Source organism: Stieleria neptunia (assembly GCF_007754155.1).
In the GTDB taxonomy this organism is placed as follows: domain Bacteria; phylum Planctomycetota; class Planctomycetia; order Pirellulales; family Pirellulaceae; genus Stieleria; species Stieleria neptunia.
The window spans coordinates 3,012,953-3,037,732 of record NZ_CP037423.1; the positions used below are offsets into that span (position 1 = coordinate 3,012,953).

Genomic DNA, 24,780 nt, shown 5'->3' on the forward strand with positions numbered 1-24,780 from the left:
CTATCAATCGGGAACCGCGAAAACGGGGTCAGGAGTCAATAGCCGCAAGCGGCCCTACGGGTGCTTCGCACTATTGACTCCTGACCCCCTTTCGCTCGCAGGACTTTAGGGAGAGAGCCTAGTGTAACTCAGCGGTCACCCTCTGCCGACCTTGGGGAGACATTCTTCTCGCCCGGTTTTCGCCACAAGAAAAACAGAAACAGGGGGATGGCGAAGTGCGGCGCCCGGAGAGCGGTTTCGTGCAGGAATTGATCGGCCCCCCAATAGTTGAGCCCCCAGGACATGCCTGCGACGGGGCGTGCGATGGCGGTCAGGAATCCCCAAACCGATGCGTACAAGGCACTGGCGCGACGCACGTAGGGAATGCAGATTCCGATGCAGACCAGAAAATCGAGCACGCCGGCGGTTCGCAACAGCATCTGGGCGGTGGAATATTCGGCGCCTAGGATCAACGTCGTCATGGCATAAAAGTTCCCCGGCGTCGGCCAAAATCCGATCGCGTAACAGCCGTGACCGGCAAAGGTCATGATCAATGCAATGACCGCCGTGATGACCGTGACCCGGTGGCTGGCCCCGAGGGCGAGTGCCATCACCAGCACCGTCGGAATCAACATCTGGCCCCCGTGTTCGATGAACATTGGCAGTTGCCGTTGCGCGGCGACGTAGCTGGCGTAACTGAGCAAGGTCAGTAGCCCGCTACCGAGTACCAGTCCGGACAATTGCACCCAGGACGTTTTGCGAACCGTGATCGTCAACAGCGTGCATGCCAAGTACAGCCACCAGATCCGGGCGATCCATTTCTGCACGAAACCGTCGTCGGCCCCCGTGCCGACAAATTCGTCCCAAGAGAGTCCCAGTCGCGTGGCGAGGTCGTAGGTGGCGTCCTGCCAGAGCAGCACGCCATACGGGCCTTCCCAATAAAAGTGCACCCAAGTCCAGCCGGCAAAACACAGAAACGCACCCAAGCGGAGGCAGACGATCGGTAGGCGGTGTTGGTTCGATTCGTTCACATTCGACCCGGGCGAGACGCTGTACGTGTGAGAGACGTTACGATAGTAACTGGGAGGTGATTCTAATTGTTTGTCCAAAATAAATCTTAGGGTGGTCTCGGAAGCCGCCGACGGTCTGTCGAGTGGAGCCGGATCTGTGGGGGCAACCGTGAGCCGCGGGGTCGCGGGCCATGGGCAACGCCAGCATGCCCGGCCGTTGACGCGTCACGGCTGACTCAACGCAAGGACCGTACTCGACTGAACCGTACTCGAATGAAAGGACCGATGTCACAGAACGTTCCCCAACGAGAGCACTTTCAACAAGCCTACGATGGCAGGGCTCCGTGGGACATTGGCAAACCGCAACCGGTCTTTGTCGAGGCCGCCGAGCAGGTCACCGGCCGACTACTCGATGTCGGCTGCGGAACCGGAGAAAACTCGCTCTTCTTTGCCGCTCGGGGGCACCCGACCACCGGAATCGACTTTCTCGAGCATCCCATTGCCGAAGCGAATCGAAAGGCACGGGAGCGTGGACTGCCGGCGACTTTCATGGTGATGGACGCGCTGCGGTTGGACGAGTTGGGCGAAGACTTTGACTCGGCGATCGACTGCGGCTTGTTCCACGTCTTCTCCGACCCGGACCGCGCGCGCTACGTCGACGCACTGGAGAGCGTCGTGAAGCCGGGCGGCCGACTGTTCCTGATGTGTTTCAGCGACCTGGAACCACCCGGCGACGGGCCGCGGCGAATCACGCGGGACGAAATCCACGCCGCCTTCGCCACAGATTGGCATGTCGAGTCGATCCGGCAGGTCCGATTCGAGACCCGCCGCGATCCGCAGCAATCCCCGTTCAGCGAGGGCGGACCGTTCGCCTGGTTCTCGGTGATTTGCAGGACAGGGTCATCGCCCGGCGGTACAATCGCGGACGTCAAAGGTTGACGAGCGACCGAGATGCCCCACTCAAGAACTTCTCCCGTGTCAGACGTTACCCGAATCCTCAATCAGATCGAAGCAGGAGACGCCGCAGCGACAGGTGAATTGTTGCCGCTGGTGTATGCCGAACTGCGCAGGCTGGCGGGCCACAAGATGGAGAAGGAGCCGGCGGGTCAGACACTGCAGCCGACGGCGCTCGTCCATGAAGCGTACGTGCGTCTGGTGGGGGACGAGGATGTTCGGCAGTGGGACAATCGTGGCCACTTCTTTGCGGCGGCCGCCGAGGCCATGCGTCGAATTCTGATCGATAACGCTCGCCGACGTCAAAGCCACAAACGGGGCGGCGACCGCGAGCGGTTGGAGATCGCGGAAGTCGATGCGATCATCGATTCAGCCGACGTCGACGAGTTGCTCGATCTCGATGCAGCCCTGACAAAGCTGGCCGAATGTGAACCGGAGTTGGCCAAACTGGTGCAGTTGCGATACTTCGCCGGGCTGACGGTGGAAGAATCGGCGCATGCCCTCGGCATGTCCCCGCGAACGGTCAAACGAAATTGGGCATTTGCCAGGGCTTGGCTCGGTCGTGAATTGAATCTGGACGCGGAAACGTGAAATGTGTGGCCCCTGACGATGCCGGAATCCGCATTGCATTACGGGGCGAGTCGGGTTCCGACCCTCTGCGCATGAGGTTGTGACCGTTTAAAAAGTCACCCTCCCGTGTGCGGGAGGGACGAGCGCAGCGAGGGGGATTGCTTCCGACGTTGATGCGTCATCGTTGCCTTCAACTTTGGCGTCGCAACAACCCTCCCCGCGTCGTCGCACACTCCTCCGCGACCCTCCCAGAGGGGGCGCTTCACGGATTTTGGTGGCTGCTCTCGGATACTCGGGGAAGGTTTTTTGAGGGATGACTGCGATGTCCGATGGTTCTGTTCGGTCTGATGGCGAAGCCAGCTGTAGCGGAGACGGGCTCTGCGGAGGAGCAACCCGCCTAGGAATCGCCTGGTCTGCGATGCGGCGAAGGTGCTTCGTGCCCTCCACCGGCCCGCGTCGCCGGAGGGGCGTTTGAACCGAGCGGTTGTCGTCCAACACCCATTCGGACATCGCAGCAATGCCTCAAAAAACCTGGGTCCTGAGTGATTAGCCATTAAAATCCACGAAGAACCCCCAGAGGGAGAGTGACTTTGAAAACTGCACGATCTCACCGGGGGGGCAGCGAGTCGGCTTTCACACAACTACCTCCGCCGAATTCACCACCGTTGATCGAAACGTCATGGCTGTCGCATCCGAAAAATCGATCTTCTTTGATGCCCTGGAGTTTGAATCAACCGCTAAGCGGGCCGCGTACGTCGAGCATGCCTGTGGCGGCGACGTGCAACTGTTGACGGCCGTTCGCGCGTTGCTTCGCGAGAACGATCGCGAGGAGAACCCCGTCGACAACCCGGTCGGTGCGGCGATGATGCCGACGGCGTTGCCCGCTGGGGACGGACGCGCCGGCGCGACACGGTTTGCCCCCGGAACACTGGTGGGGCCTTACAAGCTGATGGAGCGAATCGGCGAAGGCGGATTTGGGTTGGTCTTTGTCGCTCAACAGCAGGCACCCGTCCGGCGGCGCGTTGCGTTGAAGATCATCAAGCCGGGGATGGAGTCCCGTGAAGTCCTCGCCCGCTTTGAAGCCGAGCGGCAGGCCATTGCATTGATGGATCATCCCAATATCGCCCGGGTGTTTGAGGCCGGTGTCACCGAGACGGCCCAACCTTATTTCGTCATGGAACTGGTGCGCGGCGTCCCGTTGATCGAGTTTTGCGACCACCACCAGCTGAACATGTCGGAGCGGCTGGAGCTGTTCGTGACGATCTGCCATGCCGTGCAGCATGCCCACCAGAAAGGAATCATTCACCGGGATTTGAAGCCTTCCAACATTCTCGTGACGCTGCAGGACGGACGGCCGTTGGCAAAGGTCATCGATTTTGGCGTTGCCAAAGCGATCGGCCAGAGTTTGACCGTCAAAACGATTTACACCCGGTTTGCGTCGATGGTTGGTACGCCGGCGTACATGAGTCCCGAGCAGGCGGCGATGAGTACCGACGACATTGACACGCGGAGTGACATTTATTCGCTCGGCGTGTTGCTCTATGAGGTGCTGACCGGGGCCACGCCGTTTGCCCCCGACCGTTTGCAAAGTGCGGGGTTTGATGAGTTGCGTCGGATCATTCGCGAAGAGGATCCGCCACGTCCCAGCACGCGTCTGAGTACACTGAACAACGAATTGGCCAGTACCATCGCCGTCAATCGTCGGCTGGACCCGGCGACGCTTTCGTCTGCGATGAAACGCGATCTCGATTGGATCGTGATGAAGGCGATGGACAAGGATCGAAACCGGCGTTATTCGACCGCCGGCGCGATGGCGGAGGACGTTTCGCGATTTCTCAGCGACCAGCCTGTCGACGCTCGTCCGCCGTCGACGTTGTACCGGTTTTCCAAATTTGCACGGCGAAACAAGGTCGTCATTTCGACCGCTTCGCTCGTCGCCTGCGCCTTGATGCTTGGAACTGCGGTCAGCGTCTGGCAAGCGCACGCGGCGATCCAGGAACGCGACGAGAAAGAAGTTGCATTGGAAGAAGCACGTGCGGCCGAACAAGTGGCCAACGCTGCTCGGCTTGAATTGGAACGGTTCAACGATCGGCTCAATTCAACCACCGTCCTGCTGGCGTCGGGGCGAGCCAACGCCGACGCCCAACGTTGGCCCGAGGCCTATCAGGCGTACACCAAAGCGACGGACGTTTTGCCAAAGTACTTTCTGGTCTGGCTGGAGCGAGGCGGATTGAACGCGAAACTGGGACGCTGGAATGCTGCCGCGGCTGATTACGCCCAAGCCGTCGAAATCGGCTGCCCGATCGAACAGGCTGAACTGTCGGGCGTTCCACAACTCTTGTTCTTCGCCGGTGAAACGGCTGCCTACGAGAAATTGTGCGAAGAACTTCGACGCTTTGGCAAGAACGATCCGATGGCGGTGATGGTCCGCGGGCAGCTGGCCGGTGAAACGACCGCACCCGCGGCCGCTGAGTTGGCTGATCGTGTCGAACGGATGCTCGCGGCCATCCGTAGACCCGACGACTCCGATGTAACTCATGAATCGGATCGGAGGCGACGCAAATACGCCGAGATGTTCTACGGGGTGAATCTATACGTCGCCGGCTGGGCGCATCTGCGAGCCGGAAATCATCAGCGTGCTCTGCAGCGGTTGGAGGAATCGAATCAGGCAAATTGGCTTGGACGTGGAATCGCCGATCCCCTGCTTGCGATTGCTCACCACCGAACGGGCAACGCCGAGGGGGCCGTCCGCTCGTTCGAGCAATCGCAGGCACTGCTGGACCGACTGCTGGATGAAAGTGTCAGCCAAGCCAAGGGCGTACCCTCCATCCCATGGATTGATTGGATCGAGTTTCTGCTCCATCACCGCGAGGCGAGTATCGTCGTGAAGGGGCATACACCGGCGAATGACCCACGACTCCGGCAGATGGAGCGATTTGCCGATGAACGCGTTTCAGGTTGAAGCCGTCGCCCGGCCGTCGACACTTCTGCAACGTTTTGTCTGGCCCCGGGTGAGCGTGGTTTACGCATTCATTAGATAGAGGCTTGAAGCCTGATCCATTGTGAACCTTTCGACGAAGTCGGAAACGGAAGCCGCACTGGATCTTTCACCCCATTGGAGACACCACGCCCAGCGAGGCTCGGCCGGCAGACCTGTCGGTGGATGCCAGAAATGAAACGAAAGATGAATTCTTGCAAATGGTTTCGCTGGATCGCCTTGGATTCCGCGGTGCTCGGATCAAACCGCTCGGTCCGAACGAGACTTTCTCCAAACCTCCTCCCCTGGAAACTGAAACCATGATCAAACTGTACCTTGCCGGTCTGCTCCTTCTTTGCTCCGGTGTCATCGGTTTCGCCGCCGATTGGCCCCAGTGGCAAGGGCCGGATCGAAATTCGATCTCGAACGAAGAGGCATTGTTGCAGCAATGGCCCGACGGCGGGCCGGCGTTGGCTTGGCGAGTCGACGGGCTCGGCGGCGGTGACAGTGCGCCAGCGGTCGCAGGCGGCCGACTTTTCGGGATGAGCAATCGGGACGGCAAAGAAATCGTCTGGGCACGCTCCGAAAAAGACGGCCAGGAACTCTGGTTCACGTCGTTGGGTGACGCGATTGAACAGCGCGTGCCCCAGTCGAAAGAAGGTCCGGGATGCACTCCGTCGGTGGACGGCGATCGGTTGTACGTGATCGGCATGAGCGGACGTGTCGCTTGCGTGAAGACGCGAGACGGAAGTGTCCTTTGGCAACGAAGTCTCGTCGACGATTTCGGCGGTGTCTTGCCGATGTGGAGTTACCGCGAATCACCACTCGTCGACGGCGACCAAGTGATCTGCACGCCGGGTGCCTCCGATGCGATGATCGTCGCACTGAACAAAACGACGGGAGAGACGATTTGGAAGAGCCAGATGCCCGGTGAATCCGCAGACGTACAGGCAGACGCACAGAGTGATCCCCCAAGTCGTGAGGCATCCCCCCAACGCGGATCCGCTCCGGAAATCACCGGATCGGAGCATGCGGAGTTGTTCCAGAGCGAGCATTGGGGGATGACCGGTTTTGCTTACAAGGTTCCCAGCGGAAACTATCTCGCCAAGCTCTACTTCGCCGAGACGTACAACGGCATCACCGATGCCGGCCAACGCGTCTTCACCTTCAATGTCGAGGAAAAGGCGTTCAAAGACTTTGACATCTGGGAGAAAGCCGGCGGTCCTCGCAAGGCGTACATCGAGTCGGTTCCTGTCGAGGTGACTGACGGTGAGTTGAACATCACGTTCACGCGACAGGTCGAGAATCCTGCGATCAAGGCGATTGAGATCGTTCCGCAGGGTATCGGGGCGAAGTCGATCGAGACCATTCGGATCAACGCCGGCCGGTCGACGCCCTGGACGGATGCAAAGGGACAAACCTGGTTGGCCGATCAAGGGTTCGCCGATGGCCAAACCAACCCGGGATCATTCAGTTTCGGAGGCGGTCGTCCGGCTGGGGGTGGCGGACGCGGTGGTTTCGGTGGACGCGGTGGACGTGGCGGATTCGGTGGTTTCGGCGGTGCTCGCTCGGGAGCGGCATACTCGTCGGCGATCGCCATCGATTTCGAAGGCCAACGACAATACGTTCAACTGACCGCCAAGTCACTCATCGGCGTCTCGGCCAGCGATGGTACGGTGCTTTGGCAATACGATGCACCAGCCAACGCGATGGGCATCAACTGTTCCACACCGATCTATCATGACGGTTTGCTGTTCGCGGCGTCCGCCTACGGGGCCGGTGGCGGTGCCGTGAAGTTGGTGAAAGGCGCCGGCGGAGAGATCACCGCCGAGGAAGTCTACTTCACGACCAGAATGCAAAACCACCATGGCGGAATGATCGTGGTGGATGGATGTCTGTACGGAGCGAACGGAGGAAACGGGGGCGGGGTCATGTCCTGCCTGGACTTTCAAACCGGCGACTTGCTATGGCGAGATCGCAAAGGCCCCAAGGGTTCCTTGCTGCTGGCCGACGGACGGCTTTACCTGCGCGGCGAAGACGATGGAGAGATGCTGCTGATCGAGCCATCGCGCGACGGACTCGTTGAACGTGGCCGCTTCGATCAACCCGACCGCAGCAGCGCGAAGGCCTGGGCGCACCCGATTGTCGCCAATGGCAAGCTCTACATCCGCGACCAAGGACTGTTGCTCTGCTACGACGTCCGGGCGGAGTAGCGAACCGTTAGCAACGAGGCTTGGAAAACGTCCCTTTCAACCGCTGTCTTAGTCCGATGAAAAGGCGACGACTCCGAACGCCTTTGATTGGAGTGTCAGATGCACGATGGGGGCAAGACGATGGGGGCAAGACGATGGCTGGCTGAGATCGTTTTGCCACCATCGTTTTGCCAATCTTTCCCTGATCGATCTGACGGATCAAGCCGTCAAAACGATGGCTCTACTTTCGCTGCCGCCCTCACCGGTTCCCGGCAAATCCAGGAATCCGGATCGTTGAAGCTTGCAGGATCAGGTCGAGACGACGCTCGGGCAAACCGTCCAGAAACGGTTTCATCTGGTCCCCGTAGGCTCGCTCGGCGTACTGAGAGCTGACGATCCGCTTGCCGTTGGGCGATCGGGCGAGAACGAAGACATTGAATTCGGCGATGTCGCCTTGCCACGTCGCGAAGTCGATGCCGCACCGCAAGCCATCCCCGTAGTCCCAGATCGAGTAAGGTGCCTGCGGGTTGTTCTCCAACAGTGAATCGGCCATGGCCCGTGCCATCGCAATCGGCTCGGCATCGATCGGTTGGTCGAGAAAGGCGATCATCTTGCTCCAGCGATCCAGCGTTTCACCTTCGGGAACGTATTCATGCAGCGTTTGCGTTGATTCGTCTGCGTTCGCAAATTTCAGAGTAAAAATCTGTCCATTAAATCGAATCGCATTCGGCGGGATGTCCGAATGCCCGAGACCGTCGGCAGCCACAACTGTTGATTGCGACGACATCAGCGTGGCTTCCGCCGGGATCGACGCTTGCTCATGATCCACCGGTCCGCCGAGGGCCGCAACGAACGCCAGCAAGAAGACGATTGCGACCATCAGTGCGATCGGGCCCACAAAGAGGACCGTCAAGGTGATCAGGACCCAGTTGCGTCGCGGTTTGGCCGCCACGTCGACTGCCATGGGAGTGGCGTAGGGAGTCGGATCGCAGTCGGTCGGCGTCGGGTGATTCATGGCTGTCGTGTTGGTGCGGCTGGGGGAAAACCCGGGCACCCAAACCGATGCTCGGCAAGCAACACTAGCTCGTCGCGTTGAACGGTCAATCGGACGACCGGTAAGGAAAACCCCCAGCGTGACGCATGGACGCACCCGTTTGAGACCTCATTCCTTCACGCGTTTCCACGTGACGACCGCGGGCTTGCTCTCGTCGGCGATCAGCATGCCCCGGACTTCGATAAATCTGTCGTCGGTCACACGATAGATGTAGGACTGCGGCGCCTTTACCGTGCGGCCCCGATTCGCCCCGGCAGTGAACGTGTTGTTGAAGAACGTGAAGATTCGCACCTTGCCGGTGGTTTCCAAACGAAATTCCGATGTCTTCGACTCGACGACCCGGTCATCGGCGTCCGTGATCGTGAGCGTCGTCTCGTGACCGCTGTGTGCCTTGGTAATCGTGTATGTGCCCCCCTTGGCCTCGACGGTTCGGACCCACTTGCCCTGCACTTCGGCGAGCGCTTCGGGAGAGGATTGGGTGGCGTCGGAGTCCTGGAAAGAGATCGCAGGCACTTCGGCGGGTGATGTTCCGCACGGCCCTGCGACGGCGAGCAGGCAGAGGATGGTGACGTGTTTCATGATGAATCGTGGGGAGGATCGTTGGTCATGCCCGCGCCTCGGGCATCGGTTGAAAAATCTTAGCAAAAGATCGAGCCATTCGGCATCGCCGTTGATGGTTCGACACGCCGACCGGCCGTCTGACGTTGACTGCGGTTGTCATACAGGGTATGTTTAGAAGTGAAACTCAGAGCAACCGCATGGCGAAACAAAAAAGCAAACAGAAACCGACCAAGAAACTCACCGAGAGGATCAATCTGCGCGTGACGGAAAAGGAGTTAGAGCTGCTCGAATTGGCGAGCGAAAACGACGATCGCTCGCTCAGCAATTGGGCGCGGCGGGTGCTCGTTCACGAAGCCAAGCGGCAGCTCTCGAAAAAGACGTGACGCGTTGATATTTGATCGGTCAGTGGGATGGAGGTGTCGGCGGGACGTTCTCGTCGGCACGGCAAGGTCCGTGAGCAGGAGCTCGCGGCAAACTCGTTTTGGGAGATCGTACCGTGGCCGGAAAAGGTAAAAAGGGCAAAGGAAAGAAGGACAAGAAAGCCAAGGGTAAGAAGTCCAAAGGCAAAAAGTCGAAGGGTAAAAAGGGCAAGAAGGGTAAAGGCAAGAAAGGCAAGGGAAAGAAAGGTAAGAAGTAGCCATTCCTCCGCGCCCCGATCAACACGGACGGCAATGATTCGGGCTGGAATGACGCAGCCGGGGCTTCGGTCCCGGCTGTTTTTTTACCGGTCAGTCGTCGCCCTGGCCCTGAAACACGATCGCATGGGCGGCCTCCGGGACAAGCTGTTCGAGCCACTGTTTGACCTGGCGATCGGTGTAGCTGAGCATTTTCGCCGAGTACTCGGCATCGGGCAGACAGCGGCCGTAGTGAATCAGCGACGCGGCCCCTTCTTCGGTGTACTCGGTTGCATTCGGGTCGTGCATTTCGATCCGCCCGCGAATCGTGTCGCGGACATAATCGAGCCATTGATCGGAGCGAATTTCTGGGCTGCGGATCAGCCGCCAAAACGCCTTCAACACGCGTGCCGGATCGACGCCGGTTTGGGTCACCAAGCCTGCATAACCCCCGTCCGGGTAGGTGGTGCTGATGAACTCCGGCGAGTAGGCGAGATGCTCTTCTTCGCGGACCAGACGGCTGAGCGGTGAACCGAGTTCTCCCGCCGAAAAAATCTCGTCCAGGAAATCCCACTGCAGGTAGTTGTCGATGCCGGCACGCAGCGGCGGGATGGGAAACAACAGATAGACCACCGAGTCGGCGTGCGACGTTTCGATCGTGGTCGTGGTCCCGGCCTGCCAGACGGGAAGCGTGCCGTATTCTGCCGGGCGTTGTCGGGGGCTCAACGGCGTCGCGGGCATCCGCTCCAGGCAGCGTGCCGCCACATCCATCAGCTGCGACCGTTCAATATCGCCGGCGATAAACAGTGCCGATCGATTGCGCGAGTATCCCGCGGTGTGCGCCCGCTGCAGCAAGCCGGCATCCATCGATTTGATTTGCTCGGCCGTGCCCAACTGGTCATGCCCGAGAGGATGACCGGGCCACAGCACCGATGGCAGTTGGCAGAGGGAATGGTGGTACGGGTCGGAGTGCCACTCGCTGATTTCCTGCAGGATGATTTCGCGTTCGGCTTCGACGTCTTCGATCCGTAGCAAAGGACGGCCGACCATCTCGGCGAGAATCTCCATCGCCTGGGGCCAAACGCGTTTCGGGACGTTGGCGCTAAAGCACGTGTGGGTCGACCCGGTTTCCGCATCGCTGTCACCGCCATGCCGCACCAGTCGCGCTTCGGTATCGAGGTAGCCGCCGGGAAACTGCTTCGTGCCTCTTGAGGGCAAGTGTTCGAACCAATGATAGATCCCGTGCCCTCCGGCAGGTTCGTCATCGGCGCTGCCGACAAACACCAGCCAGGACAACGAGACGGTGTTGACCGGAAGTCGCTGATAATAGATGGGCACTCCAGAGGGACCCGTGATCTGTTCGAAATCAATCATCCGCTACTTGGGTGTTCGCTGTGACGTGGCGTTGCCTTGCGCGACGCAGAACGAATTGAATGTCGACGAAGCAAAGACATGGATCGTGGATGGGGTGAAGGCCGTTGCCGAAGGCGCGAACATGCCGGCCGAGTTGGCCGGTGTCCACGTCTCTTTCGATGCCCACGTTTTATTCGGCCCGGCCAAGGCTGCCAATGCCGGCGGCGTCGCGGTTTCCGGTTTGGAGCAAAGTAAAACGCGGTGCGAATGTCGTGGGGGCGCAAAGAGGTTGATCGTCGGTCGAAAACGATCATGCCTGAAATCCACGACAAGTGCGCCTCCGATGAAGATGTCGACGGCTACACCTGCTATGTCCGCGGCGCCAATCTCGCCGGCTTTCAAAAGGTCACCGACGCGACGCTGGCCTACGGCCTCGTGTGAGCGGATGGAGGAAAAAGGTGGCAGAATGATACGGGGCTGAACGATGAAAACAGGTGGCGCGTGGGGCAATACGATGCGGGCTAAAACGATTCGACATCCTTTCGGAGGCTGAATCATGCTGCCATCTCCCGCGAAATCTTCCCCTGACCCTCTTTCGTTTGCCACTTGGCACTCGCACTCCTTGGGCGGGTGGGTTGCCCCTTGGTAAATGAACCAAAACCAAGACAAGCGGATTGACCGGTATGGTTGACGAAGCCACGGCCCCTGTTTTTCGCCGCGACAGAGTGAATCGGACCTACGTTTCAAGAGCGTGGTCACCGCATTTCCGTATCCTGTCGAGCCGAGATTCATGCCCTGGTCGATTTCAAATTGGCTCCATCGCGCCTCGCATTCCGATCGCTCATCGCAACGGGCAGGGAAATGCCTACTCGATGCAGCGGTTCTTGAGAAACGGCTGCTGTTTAGTGCCACTCCGATCGCGCCCCCGGTTGTCGACGAGGTGGAGGTGGACTCAGGGCAGGCGGAACCGTTGGTGGTCGAAGTCAATCCCTCGACTTCGGCCTCCACATCCGGCGGATCAGAATCAAATGACGGACAACGGACATCTCGATTGGAGTTGGTCTTCGTTGACGCGGGGGTCGGGGATCACCAACAGCTGATCGATGACCTTCGCGCGAGCAATGATTTTGCAAATCTGGAAATCTACTTACTCGACGGATCCCGCGACGGCGTCGATCAGATCAGCGAGATTTTGAGCGGCTACGAGAACGTGGACGCCCTGCATCTGTTGTCACACGGGAACGACGCCAAGCTGCGCCTGGGCAACGCGACGCTGGACGGCGGAAATCTGGCCGGGTACGCCGGCGACTTTGCCCATTGGCAGGCGTCGCTGAGCGGCGAAGCGGATTTGCTGTTGTACGGATGCGAGCTGGCAGAAACGGACTCGGGCGTGGCGATGCTGGAAGCTCTCGCCGCATTAACCGGTGCGGATGTGGCAGCGTCCACCGACGACACCGGACATGCATCGCTGGGCGGAGACTGGGATCTGGAATTTCGTGCAGGCAACATCGAATCGAGTGTGTTGCTGAGTGACTTTGCTGAATCCAGTTGGATGGGATTATTGACGACGCCGGAGATTTCACCAACCAGCGAACTGCTCGTTAACTCAACAACGACGGGCGTTCAAACGCTTTACAACTCCCATCAAGCCGTTGCAGTCGATGGTCTGGGCAATACGATCGTCGCCTGGGTCGATGCCGCCTATGACGGAAGCGGTACGGTGGTGATGGCCCAGCGATTCGACCCCTCGGGTACAAAACTGGGCGTCGAGTTTCAAGTCAACGTCAATACCCCCGGTGATCAGACACTTCCGGTTGTCGCGGCCGATGGCACCGGACGTTTTGCCATCGCCTTCGTTTCCTCCGACGCGGATGGAACGGGCATTTATGTCCGGCGGTTTGATGCATCCGGAACGGCGATCGACAGCGCGGACATCTTGGTCAACGCGGGACAGGAATCGGGGAATCAAACCAACGCCTCGATTGCGAGCAACCGTTCGAACCAGATTGTGATCTCATGGGAAAGTGACGGAGCATCAGAAGGCATCTACGCCCGGAACTTTGATTTCACATCCACACCGGTCGGCGATCAACTGGCAACGACCTTACTGACCGTTGATACGGTTGCCACCGCGACGGACGCCGCAATCGACATCAATGATGGTGGCCGATTTGTGGTTGTTTGGAAGGACGGCGCCGACCTTTACGGTCGCAAGTATGAATATGGTTCGGGGACTGCGGTGGCGAGCAAACTGGATCTGAATGTTGCCGGCTCGAACGGGAGCCAGGTTGCGGTCGCTGTGATGCCCAGTGACAACTACGTCATCGCGTATCGCGAAAACAAGGCGGGGGACGAAGGGATTTGGCAGCGTCTGATTCAAGACGACGACGTCATGTCCACCCCCGATGATGTGAGTTGGACGACTCAAAGTGTAGAGCCCTCGATCAGTATGGATGAGGCCGGGAATTACATCATTAGCTACACGGCGGCGGACCAGAATGGCGTGGGGGTTTTTTACAGAACCTACAATTCTTCCAATGTCTCGATCTCTGGCGAGCTGCAGGCCAGTGTGACGGGAGGCCAGACGCAGGAAAACGCATCGGTGGCGATGCACGACCTTAACAATTTCGTGGTTGCGTGGAGTGGCAAAGGTGACCAAGTCGGGCACGAAGACGGCTCCGGCATTTTTCTTCGCCAATACGGGACGACCGGAGCCAACACGCCTCCCGTGGCTGACTTGACCGCCGGTGCACCGTACACGATCAACGAAGGCGACTCGCTTTCACTGGATGGTTCCAACTCCTCGGACGCTGACGGCGACACGTTGTCCTACGCTTGGGATTTGGACAACGACGGAGTCTTTGGCGAAACCAACGAGCCCTTGACCGCGACTGCGGTGGTCAATTGGGCAACGCTCGCCGGATTCGGAATCGACGACAATGGTACACACACGATCGGTCTACGTGTCGATGACGGCCGCGGCGGAATCGTGACCCAGACCACAACCGTCACCGTGCAAAACACCGCGCCGGTCTTGTCGGCGACGGGCAATGCGAGTGTCCTTCAAAACGCCACGTACACGTTGAATCTGGCGGCGACGGATCCCGGCGATGACACGCTGACTCAATGGCGCGTCGATTGGGGTGATGGTACGAATATTGTGTATGCAGGTTCGACGACCAGCGTGACGCACACCTTCACCGTTGCCGGGCTGACGCACAATATTCTGGTCTCGGCGACCGACGAGGATGGGACTTGGATGTCCGGCGATCTGTTTCTGACGACCAACAATTCGAACCCGGTCTATCGCTACGATGCTTCGACCGGCGCATACGAAACCGTGATCGGCAGTTCGCCGGCGCTTCAGGGCGGCGGCGGGGTTGAGATCGGTCCCGACGGGCTTCTCTACGTGGTCGGGAAATTCTCCGACAACGTCCGACGCTATGATCCCGACTCGGGGGCGTTTGTCAGTGAATTCGTCGCCTCGGGCAGCGGCGGGCTCAACCATCCCACGGGACTAGCCTTTGGTCCCGACGGCAATCTCTATGTCGCCAGCCGATCGACCGACCAGGTCCTTCGCTACGACGGTACGACAGGCGCGTTCATCGATGTGTTTGTCACTGCGGGGCTGGGAGGCATGGATCGGCCGAGCGATTTGATGTTCGGTCCGGACGGAAATCTGTATGTGGCAAGTGACTTTTCCGATAACATTCTTCGCTACAACGGAACGACTGGCGCGTTCATGGACGCGTTTGTGACCGCCGGCGCCGGAGGGCTTAATGGCCCGCGGGGATTCGATTTCGGCCCCGACGGACATCTGTATATCGGCTCGGCCAATAGCAACGCGGTGCTGAAGTATGACGGGGCGAGCGGCGCGTCCTTGGGAACCTTTGTCACCAGCGGACTGGGAGGTCTTGACGGTCCCGGCGGAATCCGTTGGGGGGCCGATGGCAATCTGTATGTCGTCAGCAGTGACCAAGCGGAACTGATTCGATACGACAGCGCGGGAATCTACATCGATACAATTGTTTCCAGCAGCGACGGACTGACGCTGACCGACAAACTGACGTTCACGCCGGCGCACCAAGTCACCGTTGTGACCAGCAATGTCGCTCCGCTGGCGACAAACATGAGCCAGACGATCGGCTACACCGAAGACGATTCGACCGTCGCGATTGATGACATTGTGGTGTCCGATCCCGACGGCGGGGAAACGATCACGGCCACCTTGACGTTGAACTTGCCCGCCACGGGGACGCTGACGACGGGGACATTCGGATCATCGACCAGCACCTACGTCACGGGAACGGGCGTCTGGCAGGTCAGCGGAACGGTCACCGACGTCAACGCCGCCCTGGCAGCCGTGGCCTTCACCCCGGCCACCGACAACGACGTCAACTCGCAGATCACCGTTCACATCGAAGACGCCGTCGCAGCCGGGCCCGCCGACGGACTGATTCAGCTGAACGTCACGGCCCAAAACGATGCCCCCGACATCGATTTGGATGCCGACGACTCGAGCGGGGCCGTCGGGTCGGGCTACAACGCCGCGTTCATCGAAGGGGCTGGGGCGGTGCGGATCGCCGACCTGGCTGACGCCGTCATCGATGATGTCGACAACGCCAATCTGATGTCGTTAACCGTCACCATCACCAACCTCCAAGACGGTGCCGATGAAGTGCTGACGTTTGACACCACCGGAACCAGCATCCTCGGCAGTTACGCCGCCGGCGTGCTGTCGCTGACCAACTCCGACTCGGTCGCCAACTACCAACAAGTCTTGCGAACGATTCGCTACGAAAATCTGTCCCAAACTCCCAATACGACGACTCGCGTGCTAAGTATTTCCGTCGGCGACGGAACGGCGAATACCGGAATCGTCTCCAATCTCACCGTCACGGCGACCAATGACGCCCCTGCGTTGGACTTGGACGCAAATGATTCCAGCGGCCAAGGCGGTGCGGACTTTGGGGCAACCTTCGTCGAAGGTGGCGGAGCGGTCCTGATCGCCGATGCGGCCGACGCTGTCCTGACGGACGTCGACTCCACCAATCTGACCTCGCTCGTCGTCACGATCACCAACGTGCTTGACGGGGTTGCAGAATCCTTGACCGCCGACACGACGGGAACCAGCATCGGGGCCAGTTTCTCCGGGGGCGTCCTGTCGCTTTCAGGTTCCGACAGCGTTGCCAATTACCAACAAGTTCTTCGGACCATTCGGTACAACAACGTATCCGCAGCGCCCAACCCGTCCACGCGTGTCATTCAGTTCGTCGCCAACGATGGATCCGCCAATAGCAATACAGGGACCGCAATCGTAGGCGTCAGTGCAACCAACACGGCCCCTGTTCTGGACCTGGATGGCAACGATTCCAGCGGTGCGACCGGCGCCGACTTTAACGTGACATTCATCGAAGGCGGCGGCGCCGTGCTGATCGCTGACTCCCTGGATGCAGACCTGAGCGACTTGGACAGCGGCAACCTCTCGTCATTGACCGTCACCATCACCAATTTGCTCGGCGGCGTCGCCGAATCGCTGAGTGCCGACACGAGCGGGACCTCGATCTCAGCGACCTATCTGACCGGAACGCTGACGCTGACGGGAGTCGATTCGGTTGCGAACTATCAACAGGTGTTGCGGACGGTGCGGTATCACAACGCCTCGTTGGTTCCCAACACGACGACGCGGGTGATTCAATTCGTCGCCAATGACGGCGCGGCCAACAGTAACATCGCGACGGCCAGCGTGTCGATCACCGCGACCAACAACGCCCCCACCCTGGATCTGGATGCCAACGATTCGAGCGGCACAAGCGGCACAGGATTCCAGGCATCCTTCGTCGAAGGTGGCGGCGCCGTGCGAATCAGTGATTTCTCAGACGCCAACCTCAATGACGCCGACTCGGCGAGTTTGACTTCATTGACGGCGACCCTGACCAACCCGTCGGACGGGAGCAGTGAATCCTTGTCCGCCGACACTTCAGGAACCAGTATCACCGCCTCCTACGCTGGTGGAACTCTGACGCTGTCGGGAACCGATTCGGTCGCCAATTATCAGCAAGTGTTACGATCGATTCGCTACCTCAACACATCGGTCGCACCCAACACGACGGCACGCGTGATCGACATCGTCGCCAACGATGGGATTTCCGCCAGCAACGTGGCGACCGCGACGATCAGCGTCACCTCGATCAACTCTGCCCCAACGATCAACGTGCCGGGAACGCAGACGCCCTCAGAAGACACGCCCTGGTCGATCAATGGGATCAGCATTAGCGATCCCGACATCGGTGCGGGGATGATGCAATTCTCGATGAATGTCGCTCGTGGAACCTTGGCGTTGGACACTACCGTCGCCAGTGGTGTCACCGCGTCGGATATTGTCGGCAACGGCAGTTCGTCGGTAACCGTCACCGCGACACTCGCCCAGTTGAACACAACGCTGGCCGCAGCCAATGGGCTGACGTATCTGGGCAACCCGAATGTTAACGGCGTCGACACGCTTTCACTCAACGCGAGCGATTTGATCGTTTCGACCACCGAGACGGTCAACATCAACATCCTGAGCGTCAACGACGCGCCGGTTGCGGTGAAAGATCAATTCACGATGAATCCGGACAGCAAGTTGACCGTCGGGGCTGGCGGATTGTTGGCGAACGATTTTGACGTCGACGGAAACGCGATCAGCGTCGTTCCCGTCAGCGGGCCTTCGTCAGGAACGTTAACATTGGGGGCTGACGGATCCTTTCAATTCACTCCGGTCGCCTCATTCTCCGGATTCGTCACCTTTTCGTATGCCGTCACCGATGGGGCCGCGACGAGCGCACCCGCGACGGTGGTGATCAAGGTTCTGTTGCCGATCAATCCGGCCGACCTTGCCAGTGCGAACGCTGAACCGGAGCCCGAGAAAGTCCCCGAAGAACCGCGGGCCGAAGAAGAAAGCGACGAGGAAACAGAGCCGGTGGAAGAAACGTACACTCAAGTGACCACAAGTGGTTCAAACCCGGACGCGCCGTTGGTCGTCATGGGGCGAGGCGTGGTGCAAACCAACACCGACGAGATTTTTGTCATCAGTGTGATGCCGCAGCGGCCGGCAGAGCTGACCGAATCCGCGCAGCGGAACGACGAAAGCCGTGGTTCGGACGCGACGCAAAATGGTAACTCAGGTCGAATGCGTCGATCGGACCCGATACGATCGAACGGCTCGGCGCTTGGGATTGAGCGATTCGATAGCCAACTGCTGTGGAGCGACATGGAAGACATGCAAGACGAAATCAATGACGGCTATAACACGCCCTACGTCTTTGCCGGCTCCTTCGCGGGCGTCTCAAGTGCTCTTTCAGTGGGTTACGTCGTGTGGACGGTCCGCGGTGGTCTGTTGGCCACCAGCCTATTGGCGCACCTGCCGGCTTGGAGCTTCGTCGATCCGCTGCTGGTACTCGACGGGCTAGATGACGAGGACGAGACCGACGACGACTCGCTCGCCGAGATGCTCGACAAAAGTGAAAGCGAACGGAATAACGCCGAGTCGGCAGAGTCAGAGGTGGAAGCTTCGGCTAGCAGATCAGCGACGGTCTGAGCAGCCGATTGGATCGTTGAGAAAGGGGGGCTGGATGGCGGAATGACGGAACGATTGAAAGTGGCAGAATCATACGGGGCAGGAGGGGGAGACACGGAACAAGATCTGCGGAGTCCCTGCTGCCTTTTCGTTGTTTTGCCGAGGCGGCCGTCGGGCGACGGCGGGTAGGCACATTAAACCGTCATTGACCGCTCGTAGCTCCACCGATCGTGTCCAACTTTGCGCGCAGAAATCGTCTTTCGGATTCTTGCGTCGTCAGTGCAAGAGCTTGCTCAAAGGCGAATCTTGCGTCCTGGTGTTTGCCGAGTCGGCGCAAAAACTCACCGCGGGCCGAATGGGCCAGGTAGTAGTGTTGCAGCTCTCCGCGATCCAGGATGTCATCGATGATCGCAAGTCCGGTAGGGATGTCGTCGCGCATCGCGATCGCCACGGCGCGATTGAGTTCCACCACGGGCGAGGGATCGGCTCGCATCAGGACGTCGTACAAGGCGACGATCTGGGCCCAGTCGGTGGCGGCGGGGGTCTCGGCTTCGGAGTGGACGGCCGAGATCGCGGCTTGAATCGTGTATGCACCGAAACGCTTCGATCGCAAGGATCGTTCGACCAGACGAATGCCCTCGTTGATCAGCCCTTGATCCCAAAGACGACGATCCTGATCTTCGAGCACGATGATGTCGCCCTGGGCGCTCTGCCGCGCGGCACGACGCGATTCGTGAAGCAGCATCAGCGCCAGTAATCCCATCACTTCCGGATCGGGCAGCAAATCCAACAGCAAACGCGCCAGGCGAATCGCTTCGTCGGACAGGTCGGCCCGGGTCAAGCTTTCACCGCGGGATGCGGAATAGCCTTCGTTGAACACCAGGTAGATCACCGACAGAACGGAATCCAATCGTTGGGAAATGTCCGACAGCGAGGGAACGACATACGGGATTCCGGCATCGCGAATTTTCGCCTTGCCGCGAACGATTCGCTGAGCCATCGTCGGCGATGGCACCAGGAACGCGTGGGCGATTTCTTCGGTCGTCATGCCGCACACTTCCCGCAGCGTCAGGGGCACCTGCACTTTGGGGGCAATTGCGGGGTGGCAGCAGGTGAAGATCAATCGCAGTTGGTCGTCTTGGATCTCGTGTTTCGCCAGTGAATCGTTTGCCGATTCGATTTCGGCCAGACGGCGTGCGACTTCCGGTTGCAGATCACTGAGCCGCTGACGGCGACGAATCACATCGACCGCCTTGAATCGTCCCGTGGAAATCAGCCATGCGGTCGGGTTGTCGGGGACGCCTTGCTCGGGCCACTGTTGCATCGCCGCGGCAAAGGCATCATGCATCGCTTCTTCGGCCGCGTCGAAATCTCGCAGCAGCCGAACCAGCGTCGCAAAGACCTTTCGCGACTCCGTTCGGTAAATCGATTCAACTTCAGATGCCTTCATTCCTAAGATTTAGAGTCAGCAAGAAAGTGGCGTAAGCTTCCAGCTTGCGTTTCACGGGTGAAACGAGATGGCAACTTTGAATTACATCTTCGGATTCTAGGTGAGTGAATGGAGCCCGATCACGTTGCCTTCGGTGTCGACCGCCAAGACGATGAAACCGTAAGGGCCGATGGAGAATTTGGGTTTGTGGATTTTACCGCCTGCCGCTTCGACCCGAGAGGCTTCGTCGGCACAGTCTTGACAGGAAAAGTAGACGAGGGTGCCGTTTCCACTTGGGGTGCATCCTTCCGCTTTCACGATCGCACCTGCGGCGCCGGCGGCTTTCAGATCGGCGGGGAACGCAAGCATCTGAAGTTCAGGGGTGGGCGTGTCGAGGCGTGTCAATTCAACGTTTAACACCGCTTCATAAAAAGTTTTCGCTCGTTGAATGTCTTCGACATAGATTTCGAACCAGCCGACAGGATTTCGACTCATTGGGTGCCTCGGCATTGGAATTAGGATTGGGGAGTGGTTTCGTTGGACCGATTGTTTGTTGCGGTGGCGTCCGCGGTGGCATCGGGTTTGGGGAACAGCGGTCGGATCTCAACCGTTCCGAGTTTTGCCGGCGGCAGCCGAGCGGCGATCCCAATCGCTTCATCGAGATCGTCGACGTCGATCAGGTAATAGCCCCCGAGTTGTTCGGTCGTTTCGGCGAACGGGCCATCGGTGATCTGTTTTTGCCCGTTGCGGATGCGTAGGCTGGTTGCGGTCGTCACCGAATGCAGCGGGTCGGCTGAGATCAGCTTGCCCTGCTGCTGAAGTTCGTCGGCGATCGTCATCGATTCTAACATGCACTCGCGACGTTCGTCGTCGGTCCAGCAGTTCTCGTCGCCATAGATCAGCAGCATGTATTTCATTTGATTGTGTTCCATTGGGGCTTGGTTGATGATGGACGTCACCCTCCTGGCAGGAGGGTCGAGCGCAGCGAGGGGAGGTCGAACGGTAAAGCGCGAGTTTTACTTCAGCTGCCAGATCCGCATCCGACGCAGCAAAGAGAACCCTCTCCTCGCTACGCTCGACTCTCCCAGGGGGAGAGTGACGAAACCCTTTGTTTTCAACGCTTAAAAACTGCACGACCTCCACACGGGAGGGTTACTTCTTAACTTGGTGCCTAAGGGGTCGAGCGATGCGATTAAACGTCGGGCGTTTGCGGTTCACCGGGAACCATCACCATCCATCCGACGCCGAACTTGTCGGTGACCATGCCGTAGCGTGGTGACCAGAACGTTTTCATCAGCGGCATGTCGACGGTACCGCCATCGGCCAGTGCATTGAAGACGAGATCAGCGTCCGATGTAGTCGGCACGGAAAGGGCGAGACGAAATGATTCGAACGACGAATGTTCGCCGCAGCCGTCGGAGGCCATCATCATCGTCTTCCCCACTTCAAACGACGCATGCATGATCTTGTCCGTGTCGCCTCCCGGAATCATCTTGTCGGGGACGGGATCGGGGCTCTCGCTGAACCGCATCATCATGGAAACCGTGGCGCCGATGGCGTGCTTGTAGAATTCCAGAGCCTCTTCGCATCGCCCGCCGAAAAACAGATAGGGTTGAACGATGCCGTCGCGGGTAGCGATTTGATGACGCAGTTTGTCTTCATGGTCGCTCATCTCGCCTTGCGGATCGTTCTCGGCGAAGTCTTGCATCTCGTACAGCGGTCGGATGTCGATGTCGGATTCTTCGCTCATCGGATTCGGGCAGCGTTTGACCCACTCGACCGCCTCTTCCATCGAAGCGACTTCCCACAGCCAGAAACCGGCGATCAGCTCTTTCGTTTCGGCGAAGGGGCCGTCCGTCACGGTTCGATCCGCGCCGTGGAAGTGAACGCGTTTGGCGTCAGAACTCGGCCTCAGTCCTTCTCCGGCTTTCATGATGCCGGCTTTGACCAATTCTTCGTTGAATTGTCCCATCGCGGCCAGTAATTCCTCGCTGGGCAATTCGCCCGCTTCGGAACTTGGGGTTGCTTTGACAATGACCATCACTTTCATGTGAGTTGTCTCCTTGTTGATGTTGCAACGAATTTTTGATCGGTTCGTCGACCTTTTGAAGTCAGTCGAATTTCCTAGACGGAAATCGACATCTGTTTCTGAAAAAAATAAAAACTGGAAAATGACGACACTTCTCGCTAATCGCCACTCACACCGATTGCGGAAATTCAGTTCCGCGCGACAGATCCTGAGGCGTCCCTGCAACCGATCGGCGTCGCTCGTCGCGATGCGATGGGCAACTCCCCGTCGTCCAGCGGGCGTATTGAATCAAATGTGGTGGCGTTCAGCGAGAAGTGTCAGAATGACCGCCTTTTGTCGTCGTGCAAGTAGCGCGATTCGTCCGGCAATCATGGTAAAGTACTGTTGCCGGACGCCGCTGACGCTTGGTGGTTGCGGCCGGCGGCTGATGCAATGTCCGCGCCTAGCAACTTTCCAATCAAATCGAGATCCCACCGAAATGCGTTTTGTCTGTCTTGCCTTTTTGTTTTTGTCCCTTGTCACGACGCGTTGCGGTGCAGCCGATCGTCCAAATGTCGTCATCCTTCTCGCGGACGACCTGGGGTATCAGGACATCGGCTGTTACGGCGGCCCCGTCAAGACTCCCGTACTGGATGGCTTGGCTGATCGGGGCATGCGATTCACGAATTTCTATTCCGGGTGCGCCGTCTGTTCGCCCTCGCGAGCGACCTTGATGACCGGACGGCATCACATTCGCACCGGCGTTTATAGCTGGATTCACAACGACAGCCAGAAATCGCATCTGCTGGAGCGAGAGGTCACGTTGGCCGAGCAGTTGCACGGCGCGGGGTATGCGACGGCGCACTTCGGCAAATGGCACCTCGGTTTGCCGACAGCCGATCGCGAGAAGCCGACGCCGCGGGATCACGGATTCGATTACTGGTTCGCCACCGACAACAACGCATTGCCCAGCCACCGCAACCCAGAGAATTTCATTCGCAATGGTGAGCCGGTAGGCGTGATGGAAGGCTATTCGTGCCAGATTGTTGTGGATGAAGCGATCGACTGGCTGGATCGGCATCGCCGACCGGACACTCCGTTTTTCCTAAACGTCTGGTTTCACGAACCGCATCAAAAGATCGCGGCACCGGATGAACTGGTTTCCCAATACGGAACGCTGAATGAGCGTGGAGCCATTTATTCGGGGACGATCGACAACACCGATCGCGCGATCGGTCGGCTGTTTGCAAAACTCAAGAAGATGAAACAGTTTGAAAACACGCTGTTCGTTTATGCTTCGGACAACGGCAGCTACCTGGATGAACGAACCGGCGGGCTGCGGGGCCGCAAGGGCGTCAACTGGGAAGGCGGAATCCGGGTGCCGGGAATCTTTTCTTGGCCGGGAACGATTCCCGAGGGGGCCGTCGCAGAGGAGCCCGCCGGTCTGGTCGACGTCTTACCGACGCTCTGCGGGCTGCTGCAAATCGATCCTCCGGCGGGACGTCACCTGGACGGCTCGGACCTGTCGGCGGTGTTGACGGGCCAACCGGAGAAATTCAACCGTCATCAACCGCTGTTCTGGCACCTACAGAAATCGCGTCCGATCGTGGCGATGCGAGACGGCGACTACTCGCTGGTCGCGGCGCCGGATTACGAATTGTCGACGAACAACATGTTCCAGGAGGCATGGATTGCAGACATCCGCTCGGGCGGCTACCGCGATTTTCAGCTGTTTGACCTGAAGAACGATCCACGACAGCAGCATGACTTGTCCCAAGATCGGCCCGAAATTGTTGCCCGGATGAAACAGAAACTCTTGGACATCAACGCCAGCGTGATGGCCGACGGCACGGACTGGGGTGATCGCTGAATCCTGGATCGATCCAGCCAATACGCTCCGAACAGAGCTTTCCCCGGTAAGTGAGCGGATGGCATACAATACGCTCTTGGGTGTTCTGAAACGACTCGCCCCTCTCCTTTTCCGGATCAGCGGAGTTGGACGCACGACATGGATTTTTGGGACCATCTATTCGATAGCGATTACAAGCGACGTGCCGACATTGAGAAGCTAAAACGCGCGGCACGCCGACGTGTCGCCGCACGCTCCCACGAGATTCAGCAAGTCGATCAGCAAGCCAAGCGAATCGATCAGCTGGAACAGAATGTCGGTGAACTCGCACTGCTCTGCCGCAGCCTGCTGACCGTTCTGCGTGAGAATCGTCTCGTCGAACCGGAGCAGTTCCAGGAGGTGATGGATCGAATCGATGCGGAGGACGGTGTCGTGGACGGCATGGTCACCCCCCAGGAACCGCCAGACGATCCGTCCCAGCCGCCGGAGATCCGTGCCTGGTGAGTCGTTGTCAAAGCAACCCTCCCGCACACGGGAGGGTGACTCCAGGTCCTGCGATCCGTGTTGGCACCCGTGATCACCCGGGATCAGTTCTTTTGGAGCATTGCGAGTCCCCGGCTAGGCCGGTTTTCCGGTAATTTATGCCGTTTTTCCCGGGTTTTCCGCTGATTT

General features: G+C 59.0%; 17 protein-coding genes and 1 pseudogene. 10 read left to right on the forward strand and 8 right to left on the reverse strand.

Annotation, left to right across the window (positions count from 1 at the left end; translation table 11 throughout):
- Positions 1-128: 128 nt before the first annotated feature.
- Entirely contained in the window at positions 129-1,088 is a 960-nt protein-coding gene (locus Enr13x_RS10595; RefSeq protein WP_197455936.1) for a hypothetical protein, read from the reverse strand.
- Between the two features lie 186 nt (positions 1,089-1,274).
- Here Enr13x_RS10595 and Enr13x_RS10600 point away from each other — a divergent pair, with 186 nt between their 5' ends.
- The 4 genes from Enr13x_RS10600 (at position 1,275) to Enr13x_RS10615 (ending at position 7,703) form a co-directional block, all read left to right on the forward strand.
- A complete protein-coding gene (locus tag Enr13x_RS10600; protein ID WP_145386032.1) occupies positions 1,275-1,928 on the forward strand; it encodes a class I SAM-dependent methyltransferase in 654 nt (217 codons plus the stop codon).
- 36 nt (positions 1,929-1,964) lie between these two features.
- Entirely contained in the window at positions 1,965-2,534 is a 570-nt protein-coding gene (locus Enr13x_RS10605; RefSeq protein WP_231744200.1) for an ECF-type sigma factor, read from the forward strand.
- Positions 2,535-3,192: 658 nt separating this feature from the next.
- Positions 3,193-5,475 (forward strand): serine/threonine-protein kinase, encoded by a 2,283-nt coding sequence (locus Enr13x_RS10610; protein ID WP_145386034.1) that lies wholly within the window; start codon positions 3,193-3,195, stop codon positions 5,473-5,475.
- Between the two features lie 335 nt (positions 5,476-5,810).
- Positions 5,811-7,703, forward strand: coding sequence for an outer membrane protein assembly factor BamB family protein (locus tag Enr13x_RS10615; protein ID WP_145386035.1), 1,893 nt, complete (start codon positions 5,811-5,813; stop codon positions 7,701-7,703).
- Between the two features lie 238 nt (positions 7,704-7,941).
- On the opposite strand, the gene Enr13x_RS10620 is transcribed toward Enr13x_RS10615, so the two are convergent.
- Together Enr13x_RS10620 and Enr13x_RS10625 are read right to left on the reverse strand one after the other, a co-directional pair.
- Positions 7,942-8,697 carry a hypothetical protein gene (locus tag Enr13x_RS10620; RefSeq protein ID WP_145386036.1) on the reverse strand — a complete coding sequence of 252 codons (756 nt, stop codon included), beginning with the start codon at positions 8,695-8,697 and terminating at the stop codon, positions 7,942-7,944.
- 147 nt (positions 8,698-8,844) lie between these two features.
- Entirely contained in the window at positions 8,845-9,315 is a 471-nt protein-coding gene (locus Enr13x_RS10625) for a hypothetical protein (RefSeq protein ID WP_145386037.1), read from the reverse strand.
- 179 nt (positions 9,316-9,494) lie between these two features.
- On the opposite strand from Enr13x_RS10625, the gene Enr13x_RS10630 reads away from it, so the two are divergent.
- Both Enr13x_RS10630 and Enr13x_RS37855 read left to right on the forward strand, forming a co-directional pair.
- Entirely contained in the window at positions 9,495-9,680 is a 186-nt protein-coding gene (locus Enr13x_RS10630) for a hypothetical protein (RefSeq protein WP_145386038.1), read from the forward strand.
- Positions 9,681-9,793: 113 nt separating this feature from the next.
- Positions 9,794-9,934: a hypothetical protein gene (locus tag Enr13x_RS37855; protein WP_197455937.1), complete on the forward strand. Its 141-nt coding sequence runs from the start codon at positions 9,794-9,796 to the stop codon at positions 9,932-9,934.
- Positions 9,935-10,025: 91 nt separating this feature from the next.
- Here Enr13x_RS37855 and Enr13x_RS10635 read toward each other — a convergent pair whose 3' ends face one another.
- A complete protein-coding gene (locus Enr13x_RS10635) occupies positions 10,026-11,285 on the reverse strand; it encodes a M16 family metallopeptidase (RefSeq protein WP_145386039.1) in 1,260 nt (419 codons plus the stop codon).
- Between Enr13x_RS10635 and Enr13x_RS39535 the strand changes: the two are divergent.
- Positions 11,242-11,705: pseudogene (locus Enr13x_RS39535) on the forward strand (hypothetical protein). The gene Enr13x_RS10635 and the pseudogene Enr13x_RS39535 overlap by 44 nt on opposite strands.
- Positions 11,706-12,054: 349 nt before the next feature.
- Positions 12,055-18,843: a DUF4347 domain-containing protein gene (locus Enr13x_RS10645; RefSeq protein WP_145386040.1), complete on the forward strand. Its 6,789-nt coding sequence runs from the start codon at positions 12,055-12,057 to the stop codon at positions 18,841-18,843.
- Between the two features lie 181 nt (positions 18,844-19,024).
- Here Enr13x_RS10645 and Enr13x_RS10650 read toward each other — a convergent pair whose 3' ends face one another.
- The 4 genes from Enr13x_RS10650 to Enr13x_RS10665 all read right to left on the reverse strand — a co-directional run bounded on the left by Enr13x_RS10650 (position 19,025) and on the right by Enr13x_RS10665 (position 22,301).
- Complete coding sequence (locus Enr13x_RS10650; RefSeq protein ID WP_145386041.1) at positions 19,025-20,272, reverse strand: RNA polymerase sigma factor; 1,248 nt, start codon at positions 20,270-20,272, stop codon at positions 19,025-19,027.
- A 96-nt stretch (positions 20,273-20,368) separates the two neighbouring features.
- A complete protein-coding gene (locus Enr13x_RS10655; protein ID WP_145386042.1) occupies positions 20,369-20,746 on the reverse strand; it encodes a VOC family protein in 378 nt (125 codons plus the stop codon).
- Between the two features lie 20 nt (positions 20,747-20,766).
- Entirely contained in the window at positions 20,767-21,168 is a 402-nt protein-coding gene (locus Enr13x_RS10660) for a YciI family protein (protein ID WP_145386043.1), read from the reverse strand.
- Positions 21,169-21,443: 275 nt separating this feature from the next.
- A complete protein-coding gene (locus Enr13x_RS10665) occupies positions 21,444-22,301 on the reverse strand; it encodes a YciI family protein (RefSeq protein ID WP_145386044.1) in 858 nt (285 codons plus the stop codon).
- Positions 22,302-22,758: 457 nt separating this feature from the next.
- Here Enr13x_RS10665 and Enr13x_RS10670 point away from each other — a divergent pair, with 457 nt between their 5' ends.
- Both Enr13x_RS10670 and Enr13x_RS10675 read left to right on the forward strand, forming a co-directional pair.
- Positions 22,759-24,129 (forward strand): sulfatase family protein, encoded by a 1,371-nt coding sequence (locus tag Enr13x_RS10670; RefSeq protein WP_231744201.1) that lies wholly within the window; start codon positions 22,759-22,761, stop codon positions 24,127-24,129.
- A 138-nt stretch (positions 24,130-24,267) separates the two neighbouring features.
- Positions 24,268-24,612, forward strand: coding sequence for a hypothetical protein (locus Enr13x_RS10675; RefSeq protein WP_145386045.1), 345 nt, complete (start codon positions 24,268-24,270; stop codon positions 24,610-24,612).
- The last annotated feature ends 168 nt before the right edge of the window (positions 24,613-24,780 follow it).

What these genes read in the sequence shown, in the direction of transcription:
- Enr13x_RS10600 (WP_145386032.1), top strand. Translation starts at nt 1,275, where the DNA reads ATGTCACAGAACGTTCCCCAACGAGAGCACTTTCAACAAGCCTACGAT.
- Enr13x_RS10610 (WP_145386034.1), top strand. Translation starts at nt 3,193, where the DNA reads ATGGCTGTCGCATCCGAAAAATCGATCTTCTTTGATGCCCTGGAGTTT.
- Enr13x_RS10615 (WP_145386035.1), top strand. Translation starts at nt 5,811, where the DNA reads ATGATCAAACTGTACCTTGCCGGTCTGCTCCTTCTTTGCTCCGGTGTC.
- Enr13x_RS10620 (WP_145386036.1), bottom strand. Translation starts at nt 8,697, where the DNA reads ATGAATCACCCGACGCCGACCGACTGCGATCCGACTCCCTACGCCACT.
- Enr13x_RS10625 (WP_145386037.1), bottom strand. Translation starts at nt 9,315, where the DNA reads ATGAAACACGTCACCATCCTCTGCCTGCTCGCCGTCGCAGGGCCGTGC.
- Enr13x_RS10630 (WP_145386038.1), top strand. Translation starts at nt 9,495, where the DNA reads ATGGCGAAACAAAAAAGCAAACAGAAACCGACCAAGAAACTCACCGAG.
- Enr13x_RS10635 (WP_145386039.1), bottom strand. Translation starts at nt 11,285, where the DNA reads ATGATTGATTTCGAACAGATCACGGGTCCCTCTGGAGTGCCCATCTAT.
- Enr13x_RS10645 (WP_145386040.1), top strand. Translation starts at nt 12,055, where the DNA reads ATGCCCTGGTCGATTTCAAATTGGCTCCATCGCGCCTCGCATTCCGAT.
- Enr13x_RS10650 (WP_145386041.1), bottom strand. Translation starts at nt 20,272, where the DNA reads ATGAAGGCATCTGAAGTTGAATCGATTTACCGAACGGAGTCGCGAAAG.
- Enr13x_RS10655 (WP_145386042.1), bottom strand. Translation starts at nt 20,746, where the DNA reads ATGAGTCGAAATCCTGTCGGCTGGTTCGAAATCTATGTCGAAGACATT.
- Enr13x_RS10660 (WP_145386043.1), bottom strand. Translation starts at nt 21,168, where the DNA reads ATGAAATACATGCTGCTGATCTATGGCGACGAGAACTGCTGGACCGAC.
- Enr13x_RS10665 (WP_145386044.1), bottom strand. Translation starts at nt 22,301, where the DNA reads ATGAAAGTGATGGTCATTGTCAAAGCAACCCCAAGTTCCGAAGCGGGC.
- Enr13x_RS10670 (WP_231744201.1), top strand. Translation starts at nt 22,759, where the DNA reads ATGCGTTTTGTCTGTCTTGCCTTTTTGTTTTTGTCCCTTGTCACGACG.
- Enr13x_RS10675 (WP_145386045.1), top strand. Translation starts at nt 24,268, where the DNA reads ATGGATTTTTGGGACCATCTATTCGATAGCGATTACAAGCGACGTGCC.